Origin of the sequence: Azospirillum canadense (genome assembly GCF_025961225.1) — a bacterium.
GTDB lineage: Bacteria > Pseudomonadota > Alphaproteobacteria > Azospirillales > Azospirillaceae > Azospirillum > Azospirillum canadense.
In genome coordinates this window covers 475811-490375 of record NZ_JAOQNG010000010.1, presented here as the reverse complement: position 1 = coordinate 490375, position 14565 = coordinate 475811, and the positions used below count along the sequence as shown (strand labels likewise).

Genomic DNA, 14565 nt, shown 5'->3' with positions numbered 1-14565 from the left:
ATGCGTTTGCTGATCGTTGGAACGTTGGAAGGATACATCACCGCCGCGGGCAAGATCGCCATGCAGCGCGGTGCCAAGGTATCCCACACCGACAGCATCGAAGGGGCGCTGGGCGCCCTGCGCGCCGCCGCGGGTGCGGACCTGGTGATGATCGACGTCAAGTTGGACATCGCCAAGTTCATCGAAAGCCTGAAGGCGGAGCGCATCACGATCCCGGTCGTGGCCTGCGGCATCGGCACCGACGCCGCGGCGGCGGTGAAGGCGATCCGCGCCGGCGCCAAGGAATACATCCCCCTGCCCCCGGACGCGGAACTGATCGCCGCGGTGCTGGAGGCGGTGGCAGAGGAAAGCCACGCCATCGTCTGCCAGGACCCGGCCATGCTGGCGACCCTGCGCATGGCCGACCAGGTGGCGCCCAGCGACGCCTCGGTCATGATCACGGGCGAGAGCGGCACCGGCAAGGAGCTGATGGCCCGCTACATCCACCGCAAGAGCCGGCGCGCCGACGCGCCCTTCGTCGCGGTGAACTGCGCGGCCATCCCGGAGAACCTGCTGGAGTCGGAGCTGTTCGGCCACGAGAAGGGCGCCTTCACCGGCGCCGTCGCGCGGCGGCTCGGCAAGTTCGAGGAGGCAAACGGCGGCACCCTGCTGCTGGACGAGTTGTCGGAGATGCACCCGCGCCTGCAGGCCAAGCTGCTGCGCGCCATCCAGGAGAAGGAAATCGACCGCATCGGCTCCTCGGCGCCGGTGAAGGTCAACGTCCGCCTGGTCGCCACCTCCAACCGCAATCTGGAGAACGAGGTCCGCAGCGGCAACTTCCGCGAGGACCTGTATTTCCGCCTGAACGTCTTCAACGTCGCCATCCCGTCCCTGCGGGAGCGGCCGGCGGACATCCCGCTGATCGCCGACCATTTCCTGCGCAAATACGCGCAGGCCAACGGGCTGGGCGAGAAGCGCCTGTCCGACGACGCGCTGCTGATGCTGCGCAGCCACCACTGGCGCGGCAACGTGCGCGAGCTGGAGAACACCATGCACCGCGCGGTGCTGCTCTCCCGCGGCGAAGTGGTCGGGCCGGACGCCATCCTGCTGACCAGCCAGATGCTGGCGCCGGAGGGCAGCGCCCAGGCCTCCATCCCGCAGAACTCGCCGGTGGCGAACCCCTTCGCCGGTCCCGGCGGCACGGTGCCGGCCGCCCCGCGCGGCTACGCCCCGCAGGGCCAGGGCTACCCGAGCCTGCCGACCTCCTACGCGCCGCCGCCGGGCTATGTCCCCGGCAGCGCCCCCTCCACGCCGCCCGGCGGCGGAGGCGGCGCGCAGCCGGCCGCCGTGCAGGGGCTGGTTGGCCGCACCGTGGCGGAGGTGGAGCGCGACCTGATTATTGGCACTCTGTCCCACTGTCTCGGCAACCGCACCCACGCCGCGAACATCCTCGGCATCTCCATCCGCACGCTGCGCAACAAGCTGAAGCAGTACAGCGAGGAGGGCGTGCCCGTGCCGCCGCCGGGCGCCGAGGAACGCGCCGCGGTCTGATCCGCTAACAGGTACGAAGGCGGAGATCGGGCGGCATGGCGCTGACGGAGCAGACGAATCAAGGGCAGGCGGGCGGGGGCCGGCTGGGCAACATGGCCGCCTTCGGCGACATGCTGGCCGTTGCGAAGTCGTCGCTGAAGCGCGGCGACATCGTGATGGCGGCCGGCATCATGCTGATCGTCGTCGGCCTGATCCTGCCGCTGCCGTCACTGCTGCTCGACATGATGCTCGGGCTGAACGTCACGATCTCCATCCTCATCCTGATGGTCGTGCTGTTCATCGAAAAGCCGCTCGACCTGTCGTCCTACCCGACGATCCTGCTGATCACCACGCTGCTGCGCCTGTCGCTGAACATGGCGTCGACGCGCCTGATCCTGACGCACGGGCACGAGGGCACGGCGGCGGCCGGCCACGTCATCGAGGCCTTCGCAGGCTTCGTGATGGGCGGCGACTTCATCATCGGCGTGATCGTCTACGCGATCCTGACGATCGTGAACTTCAAGGTGATCACCGCCGGTTCGGGCCGCATCGCGGAAGTCGCGGCCCGCTTCACCCTGGACGCCATGCCCGGCAAGCAGATGGCCATCGACGCCGACCTGTCCGCCGGCATGATCGACGAGACGACCGCACGCGCCAAGCGCAAGGAGCTGGAGGACGAAAGCGCCTTCTTCGGCTCCATGGACGGTGCGTCGAAGTTCGTGAAGGGCGACGCGGTCGCCGGCCTGATGATCATGTTCATCAACATCATCGGCGGCGTGGCGCTGGCGGTCCTGCGCTACGACATGCCGGTGCTGCAGGCGCTGGACACCTTCACGAAGCTGACCATCGGCGACGGCCTCGTTTCCCAGATCCCGGCGCTGGTCATCTCCATCTCCGCCGGCTTCCTGGTGTCGAAAGCCGGCACGGGCGGCTCCACCGACAAGGCGGTGGTCGGCCAGCTGACCGGCCATGTCAGCGCGCTGGGCCTGTCGGCCGGTGCCATCACCCTGCTGGCCCTGATGCCCGGCATGCCGCTGCTGCCCTTCCTGCCGGTGATCGGCGCGGTGGGGGCCGCCGCCTACTACCTGCCGAAGATCCGCGCGAAGAAGGAGGCGGAGGAGGCCGAAGCCGCCGCGGCGGAGGCCGCGGGTATGGGCCCCGGCGGCGGTCCGGCGCCTGTGGCCGACGAGCCGATCTCCACGGCACTCGCCATCGACCTGATTCGGCTGGAACTCGGCTACGGCCTGCTGTCGCTGATCAACCAGCCGCAGGCGGGCAGCCACCGGCTGACCGACCAGATCAAGGGCTTGCGCCGGCAGATCGCCGGCGAGGTCGGATTCGTCATGCCCGCGGTGCGCATCCAGGACAACCTGCAACTGCCGCCCAACGCCTACATCATCCGAATCAAGGAGATCGAGGCGGGGCGCGGCGACATCCGGCCCAACATGCTGCTGGTCATGGATCCGCGCGGCGAGGCCATGAGCCTGCCCGGAGAGCAGACCATCGAGCCGACCTTCGGCCTGCCGGCCATCTGGATCGAGCCGGGCTACCGCGAGGAGGCCCTGTTCAAGGGCTACACCGTCGTGGACCCGTCCACCGTCATCACCACGCACCTGACGGAGCTGATCAAGGACAACATGCCGGAGCTTCTGTCCTTCACCGAGACGCAGAAGCTGCTCGATGAACTCGACAAGGAACACCAGAAGCTCGTGGCCGATGTGGTGCCGCAGCAGATCACCGTGGGCGGACTGCAACGTGTGCTGCAGAACTTGCTTGCGGAACGCGTGTCGGTACGCGATCTTGCAACAATCCTGGAAGGCGTATCGGAGGCGGCAAGTCAAACCCGCAGCATCACGCAGATCACGGAGCATGTGCGCACGCGCCTGGCCCGCCAAATCTGCGACGCGAACATCAACGAGATGGGCTTCATCCCGCTCGTCACGCTCTCCCCCGAATGGGAGCAGGCGTTCGCGGAATCGCTGGTGGGTGACGGCGACGACCGGCAACTGACGATGGCGCCAAGCCGCCTGCAGCAATTCATCACTTCGGTCCGCCAAACCTTCGAGCGACACGCCATGATGGGCGAGACCCCCGTCCTGTTGACCAGCCCCCTGATCCGTCCCTTCGTCCGCTCCATCGTCGAGCGGTTCCGGCCGGCCACCGTGGTGATGTCGCAGAACGAGATCCACCCCAAGGCGAAGATCAAGACCCTGGGGCAGATCTGATGGCACACGCCGCACACCATGACGTGACAGGGACGGAGCCTCGCGCATGCGGCTGAAGTCCTTCCACGCCAAATCCATGTCCGAAGCCATGCGGATGGTCCGCCAGGCGCTGGGCGACGACGCGATCATCGTCGCCACGCGCGAGGAGGAAGGCGGCGGCGTGCGCGTGACCGCGGCGGTGGAGGAAGACGACCTCGTCATGGCGCCGTCGCGCGCGACCCACCACGCGCCGCCCAAGCCCATCCTGGTGGAGGAGCCGGAGATCGACGTGGGCGAGGTGGTGGCCGACGTGCTGCACCGCCACGGCGTCCCCGCCGCGCTCGCCGAACAGCTGATCGACGCGGCCTCCAGCCTGGACACCGACGACCCGATGCTGGCGCTGGGCGCCGCATTGGACAGCATGTTCACCTTCAGCCCGCTGCACGACAAGCGCACCGGCAACAAGCCGCTGATCCTGGTCGGCCCGCCCGGCGGCGGGAAGACGCTGATCGTCGCGAAGCTCGCCGCGCAGGCCGTGTTCAAAAAGCGCAAGGTCGGCGTGATCACCACCGACACGGTGCGCGCCGGCGGCATGGAGCAGTTGGCCGCCTTCACTCGCCTGATGAAGATCAAGCTGGCGACGGTGGAGGACCCCGACGCGCTGGCCGGCGCCTTCGAGGTGAACCGCGGCTGCGACGTCGTCCTGGTGGACACCGCCGGGCGCAACCCCTACGACCGGGAGGAGATGGCCGACCTGAAGGCCCTCCTGTCCGCGGGCGTGGCGGAGCCGATCCTGGTCCTGCCCGCCGGTATGGACGCGCTGGAGGCCGCCGACATCGCCCAGTCCTTCAAGGCGATGGGCGTGCGCCGCATGCTGATCACCCGCCTGGACATGGCGCGCCGTCTGGGCAGCCTGCTCGGCACCGCGCACCGCGCCCGCATGGCCTTCTGCAACGCCAGCGTCTCTTCCAAGGTTGCAGAGGGGCTGACGCCATTGAACCCGATGGCCTTCGCCCGCCTGATGATGCCCCCCGAGGCCAAAGCGGCGCGTGCCGCCGCCAAGGCCTCTCCTTCCAAGACCAAAGCCGTACGTTCTTCGTCGTCGAGGACCATCCCATGACCGATCCGGTATTTCCGGCCGCCCTCAAGAACGTTCGCCCGCTGCGCGGGGGCAACGTCATCGCCGTGGCCAGCGGCAAGGGCGGCGTCGGCAAGACGTGGTTTTCGATCACGCTCGCCCACGCCCTGACCAAGATGGGCAAGAATTCGCTGCTGTTCGACGGCGACCTCGGCCTTGCCAACGTCGACATCCAGCTGGGATTCCAGCCGAAGAACGACCTGGGCGCCGTCATCAACGGCGACGTGACCCTGGGCCGCGCGGCCCAGCGCTTCCCTGAAGGCGGCTTCGACATCATCGCCGGCCGCTCCGGCTCGGGCACGCTCGCCCAACTGCCGAGCCAGCGCCTGTCCGGCCTGCGCAACGACCTGCTGGAGCTGGCGCGCAACTACGACTGCGTCATCATGGACATGGGCGCCGGCGTGGACCGCACGGTGCGCACCCTGTCCGGCCCGGCCGGAACGACGCTGGTGGTGACGACGGACGAGCCGACCTCGCTGACCGACGCCTACGCCTTCATCAAGCTGAGCCACGCCACGAACCCGACGGCGGACCTCCGCGTGGTGGTGAACATGGCGCAGAGCGTGAAGGACGGGGAGCGGACCTACGGCACCATCCTGAAGGCCTGCCAGAACTTCCTGAAGTTCAAGCCCTCGCTGGCCGGCATCATCCGCCGCGACCTGAAGGTGCGCGACGCCATCCGCAACCAGTCGCCGCTGCTCACCCGCTCGCCGGGCTGCGACGCCGCGCGCGACGTCCTGGCCATCGCCCAGCGGCTGATGAGCGGCCAGTAAGGCGCCCCGGCAGCCGGTCCGCAAGGAAGGGGACATGGGAGCCACCGTCCCACCCCCCGTCGCCGGCCCGGCCACGCCGGCCGGTCCTGCGCCTGCGGCCCCCGCCGCACCGGCGCTGGCGACCGAGGTGACGGTCCGGACCTTGCCGGAGCGGTTGCAGGACCTGACCCGCGCGGTGGTGCTGACCGGCACGGTGGCGGGCGAGACGCCGGACGGGCTGACCCGCGTCCGCACCCAGGCCGGTGAGATCCTGCTCGACACGCCAACGCCGCTGCCGACCGACAAGCCGGTCACGCTCCAGATCACACCGGGCCAGACGTCCGCGCAAGGGGTCAAGGTCCTGCTGCTCCTGACCACCGGATCGACCACGGCGCCAACCACACCCGGGACGCCGGCCGGTCCGACGGGACCCCAGCCGGGGGCCGGCCAGGGTCCCGCCGTGATCCTGCCGAACCCGACCGTCCCCTCGGCAACGCCGACGGCCACGGCGGGCGCGCCGATGGCGCAGCCGCTGCCTCTGCTGGTGCCCGGCAGCATCATCCCGGCCCTGGTCATCGCCGCCACGCCGAAGCCCCCGGCCCCGCGCGGTGCAGCGCCCACCCTGCCCGGCCAGACCGCTCCACCACCGACACCACCCGCCGCCACGCCCCCGGCAACGGCCGGCGCGCCATCGGCCCCAGCGGGCACTCCAACCCCGCCCACGGGAGCATCTCCCCAGCCCGCCGCCCAGCCCGGCCCGCTGCCAAGCGCATCCCCGCCCCTGGGCAAGCCGATGCTCGACACACCGGTCCAGTTGGGAGGCAACGCCGCGCACCCCGGCGCCGAATCGCCCTCCACCGCCCCGGCCACGCCGGAACCGCCCGCAACGCCGCCCAGTCCCGATGCTCAGACGTCGCCGGAGCCGGACCTGCCGCAGGGCGGAACCGTCGCGCTCAAGATCCTGACAGTCACGCCACCGCCCGACCAGCCTCTCCCCAGCCAGCTGCAAGGTAAGCCCCCGGAGGGCCAGCCCCCCAAATCACCCAACCCGCAGGGCAATCCCTCAGCAGACGCCGATTCCAAGGCGCCGCCATCCACCAGCCTGGAGGACATGCCGGACCTGCCGGATGCCGCCGCCCCGGACGAGCCTGTGCTGCGCGGCACGGTGGCCGGCACGACTCCGCAGGGCCAGCCGATCCTCGCCACTCGCAAGGGCATGCTGGCCCTGAACGTCCAAGCCAGCCTGCCGGCGGGGGCCACGATCACGGCGGCCCTGACCGACCCCGGCCAGGCGCTGCGGACCGCCGCGCCCGCGCCGACACCCACCGGCCCACTGACGGAGCGCGACTGGCCGGCGATGCGCCAGATCCTGTCCACCCTCGCCGGCGTGGACCACGCGGCGGCGCAATCCCTGCTCGCCACCGTGATGCCGCAGCCGAACCGGAAGCTGACCGCGGCACTGAGCTTCCTTTTGTCGGCAATCCGCGGCGGCGACGCCCGCGGTTGGCTCGGCGAGGACGCGACGACCGCCCTGGAGAAGGCCGGGCGCGGCGACCTCGTCCAGCAGCTGGACCGCGAGTTCAAGTCGCTCCAGCAGCAGTCGGCCGACCCGCTGCCCGGCGACTGGCGGCCCTTCATCCTGCCGATGTTCGACGCCAACGGCCCGCTGCCCATCCGCCTGCACATTCACCCGATCAAGGGTGATGAGGAGGAAGACGGCGGCCGCAAGGGCAAGCGCGACGGCAAAGGCAGCCGCTTCCTGCTCGACCTGGAGCTGAGCCGCCTTGGTCCCCTCCAGCTCGACGGATTGGTGCAGCCCAACCGGTTCGACCTGATCCTGCGCAGCCACACCGTGCTGGCGCCGGAGCTGCGCCTTGACCTGATCCAGATTTTCGCCGACAGCATCCGCGCCGTGGGCTATGTCGGCGGCCTGTCCTTCCAGTCCGGGGCCAAATGCTGGGTGAAGCTGACCCGCGCCGGCGGGGCGGGCAGCAAAAGTTACACCGCCTGAAAATGCCGCAGCCCATGCACCGCCGCGCCCTGCTGACCAGCGCGCCCAACCCGGACACCCGCCATGATTACCTGGTCGATTTGGAAGGCGAGCCCCTGCCCGGCACGCGCCTGACCGTGCGCTATGTGCCCGACCGTCTGGTGCTGAATCCCGCCGGCTTCATCGGCTACCTGGGCGACCTCTCCACCCTCACCGGCGGCGGACTGGAGGCGCTGGCGCTCACCGTGCTCGACGACCTCAACAACGAGCTGGTGCCCCGCTGGGCCGAGATCACGGTGGAACGCCCGGCCCCCGTACCCCATCGCGTCGTCGTGGAAGACCGCCAGCCCGGCTGGGACAACCCGCATCTCTTCGCCCGGATGCGGCGCATCTAGACCAATCGCGGCGTCACGGCTCGGCGCCGTTCTCCTCCTGCTGGCGACGGCGGAAGCCGACGAGCGCGGTCTCGTCCAGCATGTTGGCCTCCTTGCGCTTCAGCTTTTCCTTCTCGCGCTTCAGCCGCTCCTCTTCGGCCAGCTCATAGCGCTTCAGCTCCTGGAAGGCTTCGGCCATCTCGTCGGTGGCGACGGAGATCTGGCCTTCCACCTGCCCCATGGACTGGGTCAGGCGCCGGCCGCGCTCCATGGCGGCCTGGATGTAGTTGCTGTAGGTGAAGGAGTATTCGACGTTGCTGCGGGCCGTCTCCTGCTCCGCCGCGATCTCTTCCTTCAGCCGCTCGATCTCGGCCTTCAGGCGGTCGGCGAGGTTCTGAAGCTCGGCCAGCGCGCGGCGCTTCTCGTCGAGCTTCCACTTCTGCAAGCGGATGATGGTCTTGAGGCTGCTCATTCTTGCGGCGGCCACTGTTCGATACCGAAGATGGCGGCCAGCATGGCGTAGCTCTCGTCGAGGTTCGTCGCCTCACGCTTGCCCTGCTTCAGGAAGGCCTCCAGCGCCGGCTGGTAATGGATGGCTTCGTCCACCTGTGGGTCCGTTCCTTTCCGGTAGGCGCCCAGGCGGATCATCTCCGCCATGTTGTCGTAGGACGACATCAGGCGGCGCGCGTGGTTCACCAGTTCGTTCTCGATGGGCGCGTTGCAGCCGGGCATGGTTCGCGACACGCTGCGCAGGATGTTGATGGCGGGGTAGCGCCCGCGCTCGCCGATCTGGCGTTCCAGCACGATGTGCCCGTCCAGGATGCCGCGCACGGCGTCGGCGATCGGCTCGTTGTGGTCGTCGCCTTCCACCAGCACGGTGAACAGCCCGGTGATGGAGCCGGACCCGGCCACGCCCGGCCCGGCCCGTTCCAGCAGGCGCGGCAGTTCGGCGAAGACGGTCGGCGGGTAGCCCTTGGTCGTCGGCGGCTCGCCGGCGGACAAGCCGATCTCGCGCTGGGCCATGGCGAAGCGGGTGACGCTGTCCATCATGCACAGCACGTCGCGGCCCTGGTCGCGGAAATGCTCCGCCACTGCCATGGTCATGTAGGCCGCCTGTCGGCGCATCAGCGGCGCCTCGTCCGACGTGGCGCAGACGACGATGCTGCGCGCCAGGCCTTCCTCGCCCAGATCCTCGGTGATGAACTCCTGAAGCTCGCGCCCGCGCTCGCCGATCAAGCCGATCACCGCAACCTCCGCGGCGGAGAAGCGGGCGAGCATCGACATGACCGACGACTTGCCGACGCCGGAGCCCGCGAAGATGCCCATGCGCTGGCCGCGGCAGCAGGTCAGGAAGGCGTTGATCGCGCGGATGCCCAGGTCCAGCTTCTCGCCGACGCGGGCGCGGGCGTGGGCCGAGGGTGGGTTGTTGCGCACCGGCACGCCGCGCGGTCCCTTGGGCAGCGGCCCCTTGCCGTCCACCGGCTCGCCAAGCGCGTTGATGACGCGGCCCAGCCATGCGTCGGTGGGGAAAACGGATGGCTGGCCGTCCGACACCAGAGCCCGGCAGCCGAGCCCCACCCCGTCAATAGACCCGAACGGCATAAGCAATGCGCGCCCTTGTCGAAAGCCGACCACCTCACAAGGTACTTGGCGACCGTCGCGGGATTCCACGATGCAACGGCCGCCGACGGACAATTCCTTTTCGATGCCGCCGACCTCGACCAAAAGGCCGAGCACAGCGGTGACGCGCCCGAACCGGCTGTAGCCGGGAAGGGCATCGATCTCGTGAAGGAGGCGGGCGACGTCGGCGGGCACGTTTTTGGCTGTTTCGCGGACGTTGACAAGGAATCCGGGACGGATGACCGGGACGGGAGTACGGGCGGCGGCGCGCACAGCGGCGGCCACCACCTGCAGTATGATCGTCTCGAAACATTAACGTTAAATGAAGCGCTATGCCTCTGGCGTTAAGCTGAATCGTCTGTTAACCTCTGTAAACAGACGAGCCGATCTGTTAAGGGTCATACGACCCTACCACGCCTTATCGGGTTGCCAGAAAAGCGCCATCAAACGTCGGGATATCGCCATGAGGGTTCTGCTGGTCGAAGACGATTCGTCCGTCGCCAAAAGCATCGAGTTGATGCTCCAATCGGAGGGCTACATCGTCGACTCAACCGACCTCGGTGAGGACGGGCTGGAAATCGGCAAGCTGTACGACTACGACATCATCATCCTGGATTTGATGCTGCCGGACATCGACGGGTACGAGGTTCTGCGCCGCCTGCGCGCCGCGCGCGTCACCACACCGATCCTGATCCTGTCCGGCCTGTCGGAGCTTGACCACAAGATCAAGGGCCTGGGTTTCGGCGCCGACGACTACCTGACCAAGCCGTTCGACAAGCGCGAGCTGATCGCCCGCATCCAGGCGATCGTGCGCCGGTCCAAGGGCCATTCCGACAGCATCATCCGCACCGGCCGCCTGACCGTGAACCTGGACACCCGCACGGTGGAGGTGGACAGCCAGCCGCTGCACCTGACCGGCAAGGAATACGGCATCCTGGAGCTGCTCAGCTTGCGCAAGGGCACCACGCTGACCAAGGAGATGTTCCTGAACCATCTCTACGGCGGCATGGACGAGCCGGAACTGAAGATCATCGACGTCTTCGTCTGCAAGCTGCGCAAGAAGCTGGCGGCGGCCACGCAGGGCGACAACTACATCGAGACGGTCTGGGGCCGCGGCTACGTGCTGCGCGACCCGCACGAGGACGCCGCCCCGCTGCCGCGCGTCCCGCACCCTCAGGCACAGGCAGCGGGCTGACGCCCGCTGCGATTACTCAAAATCCCGTCGTAGGTTGGGTGGAGCGTCAGCGAAACCCAACAGGGCTGCCGGATCACTCCCGCCACAGCGGCTTTTCGACCTCACGCATGGCCTCCGCGCGGCTCAACCCGATGTCGCGCAGCAGCCGGTCGTCTAGGTCCGCCAAGGACCGGCGCTGACGGTGCCGGCCGATCATCCCGACCATCTCCGCCGCAAGCCACGAAAACAGGCGGCGCCCGCCTCGGACAACCGCGAAATCCTGCTCCACGGACCCGATGGCCACGGACCGCTTGCTCATTACCTGACACTCCAGTTCGTTCAACGTCCCCCTTGAAATGCACCGGACTGCGGCTTGCCCGCAAAGGATGCTTTCTCTAACCTGCATGAGAGAATTTCATGCGGCTGGGCAGTTCCCGCCGGACCGCGCGTCTGACGAAAGCATCATGCCGATCCCTCCCCTCAACGGCCTGCGCGCCTTCGAAGCGGCCGCGCGCCACCTCAGCTTCACCCGGGCGGCGGAGGAGCTGAACGTCACCCAGAGCGCGATCAGCCACCAGATCCGCACGCTGGAGGACCGCCTCGGCGTACGGCTGTTCCGCCGCCTGAACCAAGCGCTCGTCCTCACCGACGCCGGCCAGCTTCTGCTGCCCAGCGTGCGTGACGCCTTCGCCCGGCTGGCGGCCGGGCTGGAACGGATCACGCAGCATGAGCGGTCCGGCGTCCTGACGATCAGCGTGGCGCCGTCCTTCGCCAGCCGCTGGCTGATGAGCCGGATTGGCCGCTTCCGGGCGCGCCATCCGGAAATCCATCTGCGGATCAGCGTCAGCCAGCACGAGATCGATTTCGAGCGCGAAGCCGATGTCGACATGGCGCTGCGCCACGGGCTGGGGGTTTGGGAGGGGTTGCGCGCCGACCGCTTCCTGAACGACGAGGTCTTTCCGGTCTGCAGCCCGGCCCTGCTGCACGGGCCGACGCCGCTGGAACGCCCAACGCTGGAGCACCCAGCCGACCTCCGGCATCACGTGCTGCTGGACGACATCGGCCATTCCTATTGGGCGGCGTGGCTGGCCAGCGCCGGCCTCAGCGACCTGAAGCCCACGTCGGAACTGGTCTTCGACGAGATCGGAATCGCTATTGAGGCCGCGGAGAACGGCCAGGGAGTCGCGATGGCGCGGGCGACGCTGGTGTCGGAAGAGTTGGCGACCGGCAAGCTCGTCCGGCTGTTCGGGCTGAGCTTGCCGGGCGATTTCGGCTATTACGTCGTCTGCCCGGCGGAAACCGCCGAGCGGCCGAAGATTGCCCTTTTCCGCCGCTGGGTCGTCGAGGAGGGCGCCGCAGCCGCAGCGGCCCTCAGCCCGCCGCCTTCAACCCACCCGGCGCCGTGAAGCCGCCCAGGCTGTAGAGCCCGCGCTGCCCATCCACCGGCTTGAAGCGCTCCGTGATGCCCAGGACCGTCTCGGCGCCGCCGAGATACAGCACGCCGTCCTGCGGCATCTGCCGGGCGATGGAGTCCAGCACCTTGGTCTTGGTCGGCTGGTCGAAATAGATCAGCACGTTGCGGCAGAACACCACGTCGAACTGGCCCAGCGCCGACAGGTCGCCCAGCAGGTTGAACTCGCGGAAGCTGACCATCTGCCGCAGCTGCTGACTGATCTGCCACTTGTCGCCCTGCTGCTTGAAATGCTTCACCAGCATCTGGATGGGCAGGCCGCGCTGCACCTCGAACTGGGTGTAGACGCCGGACTTGGACCGCTCCACCATCTCCGACGAGATGTCGGTGCCGACGATCTCGATCCGCCAGCCGGCGATCTTCGCCGCGTCCTCGTTCAGCATCATGGCCAGCGAGTAGGCCTCCTGCCCCGAGGAGCAGGCCGCCGACCAGATGCGGATGGACCGCTTGGTCGCACGCGATTCCAGCAACCGCGGCAGGACGATCTGCCGGAACTGGTCGAAGGGCTTCTGGTCGCGGAAGAAGGAGGACTCGTTGGTGGTCATCGCCTCCGTGATGTCGCGCAGCAGGGCTTCGTCCTTGCGCGTGCGCACGGTGGCGGCCAGTTCCTCCAGCCCCTTCATGTTCCACTTGCGCGCCACCGGCATCAGCCGGGATTCGAGCAGGTAGGCCTTGTCGCGGGTGAGGACGAGGCCGGAACGCTGCTTGAGCAGCGTGGAGAACATGTCGAAATCTTCGACTCTCATGCTGCCCTCGACGCGAACTTGCGGATGTAGGGTCCGATTTCCTTCAGCGGCAGCACGGCGGAGCAGATGCCCGCCTGGGCCACCGCGCCGGGCATGCCCCAGACGACGCTGGACGCCTCGTCCTGCGCGATCAGCGTGCCACCGGCGTTCACCACCTCGGTGCAGCCCTTCAGCCCGTCCTGGCCCATGCCGGTCAGGATGCAGGCCAGCACCTTGCGGCCATAGGCGCGCACGATCGACCGCATCATCGGGTCCACCGCCGGGCGGCAGAAATTCTCAGGCGGGTCCTTGGTCAGCGCGATGACGTTGGCGCCGGCGCGCTGGTGGACCAGCATGTGGAAATCGCCGGGCGCGATGTAGCAGCGCCCCTGAACGATCGGCTCGCCATCCTTCGCCTCCTGAGCGTTCAGCCCGCACTGGCGGGTGATGTGCTCCGCCAGGATGGTGGTGAAGGTGGCCGGCATGTGCTGGGTGATCAGGATGGGCTGCGTCACGCCGCCCTTCAGGTGGCTCAGCACCTCGAACAGCGCCTGCGGGCCGCCTGTGGAACTGCCGATGGCGATCAGATCTGGCTTCACCGGGGCGCCGACGCCGACGGCCGGCGCGGGGCGCAGGGTCACCGGCGGCGGTTCGCGCTTCAGGAAGGCCGGCGAAACTGGGGTCAGCGGGCGCAATTCCCCGCGGGAGCGGGAACCGGCGCGCTTGGCCGCAGCACCCAGGGCCTTCACCTTGGACACCAGCTCGCGCTTGAAGTCCTCCGCCCCACCGATTTCGCGGGTCGAGGTAGGCTTCGGGATGTAGTCGGCGGCACCCGCCGACAGGCAGCGCATGGAGATGTCGGCCCCGCGCAGCGTCAGCGTGGAGGCCATGATGATCTTGACCTGCGGCGCCACCGCCAGCAGCTTGGGGATGGCGGTCAGGCCGTCCATCACCGGCATTTCGATGTCCAGCACGATCACGTCGATCGAGTTGCGCTGGAGCGAGTTGATGGCCATCTGCCCGTCGCCGACGGACGCGACGACCCGGATGTCGGGGTCGCCTTCCAGGGCACGGGTCAGCAGGCCGCGGATCACGGCGGAGTCGTCCACCACCATGACCCGGACCGGGTCCTGGTTGGTCGGCGGCGCTGCGGCAAAGGGGCTCTTGCCAAAACGGTCGGACATGACGTGGTCAGCCTTTCGGCGGCCAGGGCGGCTGCGATGCGGAATGTCTCCGCATCACAGCAGACCGACCTGCTGGAACTTTGTCTGGATGATATCGCTGTCGAAGGGCTTCATGATGTACTCGTTCGCCCCGGCGGACAGCGCCTCCTGGATGTGCGCCAGATCGTTTTCCGTCGTGCAGAAGACGACCTTGGGGAAGTCCCCGCCGCTCATCTTCCGCAGACGGCGAAGGAACTCGATGCCGGTCATCACCGGCATGTTCCAGTCCAGCAGGATCGCGTCCGGCATCCGGTCCGCGCAGGCTTCCATGGCCTGCTTGCCGTCTTCCGCCTCGGTGCAGGCGAAGTTCAGCTCCTCCAGGATCTTCCGCGCGACCTTACGGACCACGCGGCTGTCATCGACCACAAGGCAGGATTTCATGGTG

General features: G+C 68.3%; 14 protein-coding genes. 8 read left to right on the top strand and 6 right to left on the bottom strand.

Annotated elements, in window-relative coordinates:
* The 6 genes from M2351_RS38005 to M2351_RS37980 are packed head-to-tail and all read left to right on the top strand — an operon-like array spanning position 1 to position 7988.
* The gene (locus M2351_RS38005) at positions 1 to 1530 is read left to right on the top strand and encodes a sigma-54 interaction domain-containing protein (protein ID WP_264661161.1); all 1530 of its coding nucleotides are present in this window, start codon (positions 1 to 3) and stop codon (positions 1528 to 1530) included.
* Positions 1531 to 1565: 35 nt separating this feature from the next.
* Positions 1566 to 3734: a flagellar biosynthesis protein FlhA gene (gene flhA, locus M2351_RS38000; protein ID WP_264661160.1), complete on the top strand. Its 2169-nt coding sequence runs from the start codon at positions 1566 to 1568 to the stop codon at positions 3732 to 3734.
* A 46-nt stretch (positions 3735 to 3780) separates the two neighbouring features.
* Complete coding sequence (locus M2351_RS37995; RefSeq protein ID WP_264661159.1) at positions 3781 to 4833, top strand: flagellar biosynthesis protein FlhF; 1053 nt, start codon at positions 3781 to 3783, stop codon at positions 4831 to 4833.
* On the top strand, positions 4830 to 5624 hold the full coding sequence (locus tag M2351_RS37990) for a MinD/ParA family protein (protein ID WP_264661158.1): 795 nt from the start codon (positions 4830 to 4832) through the stop codon (positions 5622 to 5624). Before M2351_RS37995 ends, M2351_RS37990 begins: the two co-directional genes overlap by 4 nt.
* A 34-nt stretch (positions 5625 to 5658) precedes the next feature.
* Positions 5659 to 7614: a hypothetical protein gene (locus tag M2351_RS37985; protein WP_264661157.1), complete on the top strand. Its 1956-nt coding sequence runs from the start codon at positions 5659 to 5661 to the stop codon at positions 7612 to 7614.
* A 14-nt stretch (positions 7615 to 7628) separates the two neighbouring features.
* A complete protein-coding gene (locus M2351_RS37980; protein WP_264661156.1) occupies positions 7629 to 7988 on the top strand; it encodes a hypothetical protein in 360 nt (119 codons plus the stop codon).
* A gap of 13 nt (positions 7989 to 8001) precedes the next feature.
* Here the strand turns inward: M2351_RS37980 and M2351_RS37975 are convergent, their stop codons facing one another.
* Positions 8002 to 8439: a flagellar FliJ family protein gene (locus M2351_RS37975; protein WP_264661155.1), complete on the bottom strand. Its 438-nt coding sequence runs from the start codon at positions 8437 to 8439 to the stop codon at positions 8002 to 8004.
* On the bottom strand, positions 8436 to 9782 hold the full coding sequence (fliI, locus tag M2351_RS37970; RefSeq protein WP_264661154.1) for a flagellar protein export ATPase FliI: 1347 nt from the start codon (positions 9780 to 9782) through the stop codon (positions 8436 to 8438). Before fliI ends, M2351_RS37975 begins: the two co-directional genes overlap by 4 nt.
* A 268-nt stretch (positions 9783 to 10050) precedes the next feature.
* On the opposite strand from fliI, the gene ctrA reads away from it, so the two are divergent.
* The gene (gene ctrA, locus M2351_RS37965) at positions 10051 to 10782 is read left to right on the top strand and encodes a response regulator transcription factor CtrA (protein ID WP_264661153.1); all 732 of its coding nucleotides are present in this window, start codon (positions 10051 to 10053) and stop codon (positions 10780 to 10782) included.
* Positions 10783 to 10855: 73 nt separating this feature from the next.
* Here ctrA and M2351_RS37960 read toward each other — a convergent pair whose 3' ends face one another.
* Complete coding sequence (locus M2351_RS37960) at positions 10856 to 11080, bottom strand: DUF1127 domain-containing protein (RefSeq protein ID WP_264661152.1); 225 nt, start codon at positions 11078 to 11080, stop codon at positions 10856 to 10858.
* Positions 11081 to 11225: 145 nt separating this feature from the next.
* Here M2351_RS37960 and gcvA point away from each other — a divergent pair, with 145 nt between their 5' ends.
* The gene (gene gcvA, locus M2351_RS37955) at positions 11226 to 12167 is read left to right on the top strand and encodes a transcriptional regulator GcvA (RefSeq protein ID WP_264661151.1); all 942 of its coding nucleotides are present in this window, start codon (positions 11226 to 11228) and stop codon (positions 12165 to 12167) included.
* Here gcvA and M2351_RS37950 read toward each other — a convergent pair.
* Genes M2351_RS37950 through M2351_RS37940 form a run of 3 tightly spaced genes read right to left on the bottom strand, consistent with a single transcriptional unit; the run spans position 12133 to position 14561 of the window.
* Positions 12133 to 12978 carry a CheR family methyltransferase gene (locus tag M2351_RS37950; RefSeq protein ID WP_264661150.1) on the bottom strand — a complete coding sequence of 282 codons (846 nt, stop codon included), beginning with the start codon at positions 12976 to 12978 and terminating at the stop codon, positions 12133 to 12135. The two genes, gcvA and M2351_RS37950, sit on opposite strands and share 35 nt — an antisense overlap.
* The gene (locus M2351_RS37945; protein WP_264661149.1) at positions 12975 to 14141 is read right to left on the bottom strand and encodes a protein-glutamate methylesterase/protein-glutamine glutaminase; all 1167 of its coding nucleotides are present in this window, start codon (positions 14139 to 14141) and stop codon (positions 12975 to 12977) included. The genes M2351_RS37950 and M2351_RS37945 overlap by 4 nt, the downstream gene beginning before the upstream one ends.
* A gap of 54 nt (positions 14142 to 14195) precedes the next feature.
* Positions 14196 to 14561 (bottom strand): response regulator, encoded by a 366-nt coding sequence (locus tag M2351_RS37940; RefSeq protein ID WP_209762250.1) that lies wholly within the window; start codon positions 14559 to 14561, stop codon positions 14196 to 14198.
* Positions 14562 to 14565 lie beyond the last annotated feature (4 nt).

What these genes read in the sequence shown, in the direction of transcription:
- M2351_RS38005 (WP_264661161.1), top strand. Translation starts at nt 1, where the DNA reads ATGCGTTTGCTGATCGTTGGAACGTTGGAAGGATACATCACCGCCGCG.
- flhA (WP_264661160.1), top strand. Translation starts at nt 1,566, where the DNA reads ATGGCGCTGACGGAGCAGACGAATCAAGGGCAGGCGGGCGGGGGCCGG.
- M2351_RS37995 (WP_264661159.1), top strand. Translation starts at nt 3,781, where the DNA reads ATGCGGCTGAAGTCCTTCCACGCCAAATCCATGTCCGAAGCCATGCGG.
- M2351_RS37990 (WP_264661158.1), top strand. Translation starts at nt 4,830, where the DNA reads ATGACCGATCCGGTATTTCCGGCCGCCCTCAAGAACGTTCGCCCGCTG.
- M2351_RS37985 (WP_264661157.1), top strand. Translation starts at nt 5,659, where the DNA reads ATGGGAGCCACCGTCCCACCCCCCGTCGCCGGCCCGGCCACGCCGGCC.
- M2351_RS37980 (WP_264661156.1), top strand. Translation starts at nt 7,629, where the DNA reads ATGCACCGCCGCGCCCTGCTGACCAGCGCGCCCAACCCGGACACCCGC.
- M2351_RS37975 (WP_264661155.1), bottom strand. Translation starts at nt 8,439, where the DNA reads ATGAGCAGCCTCAAGACCATCATCCGCTTGCAGAAGTGGAAGCTCGAC.
- ctrA (WP_264661153.1), top strand. Translation starts at nt 10,051, where the DNA reads ATGAGGGTTCTGCTGGTCGAAGACGATTCGTCCGTCGCCAAAAGCATC.
- M2351_RS37960 (WP_264661152.1), bottom strand. Translation starts at nt 11,080, where the DNA reads ATGAGCAAGCGGTCCGTGGCCATCGGGTCCGTGGAGCAGGATTTCGCG.
- gcvA (WP_264661151.1), top strand. Translation starts at nt 11,226, where the DNA reads ATGCCGATCCCTCCCCTCAACGGCCTGCGCGCCTTCGAAGCGGCCGCG.
- M2351_RS37950 (WP_264661150.1), bottom strand. Translation starts at nt 12,978, where the DNA reads ATGAGAGTCGAAGATTTCGACATGTTCTCCACGCTGCTCAAGCAGCGT.
- M2351_RS37945 (WP_264661149.1), bottom strand. Translation starts at nt 14,141, where the DNA reads ATGTCCGACCGTTTTGGCAAGAGCCCCTTTGCCGCAGCGCCGCCGACC.
- M2351_RS37940 (WP_209762250.1), bottom strand. Translation starts at nt 14,561, where the DNA reads ATGAAATCCTGCCTTGTGGTCGATGACAGCCGCGTGGTCCGTAAGGTC.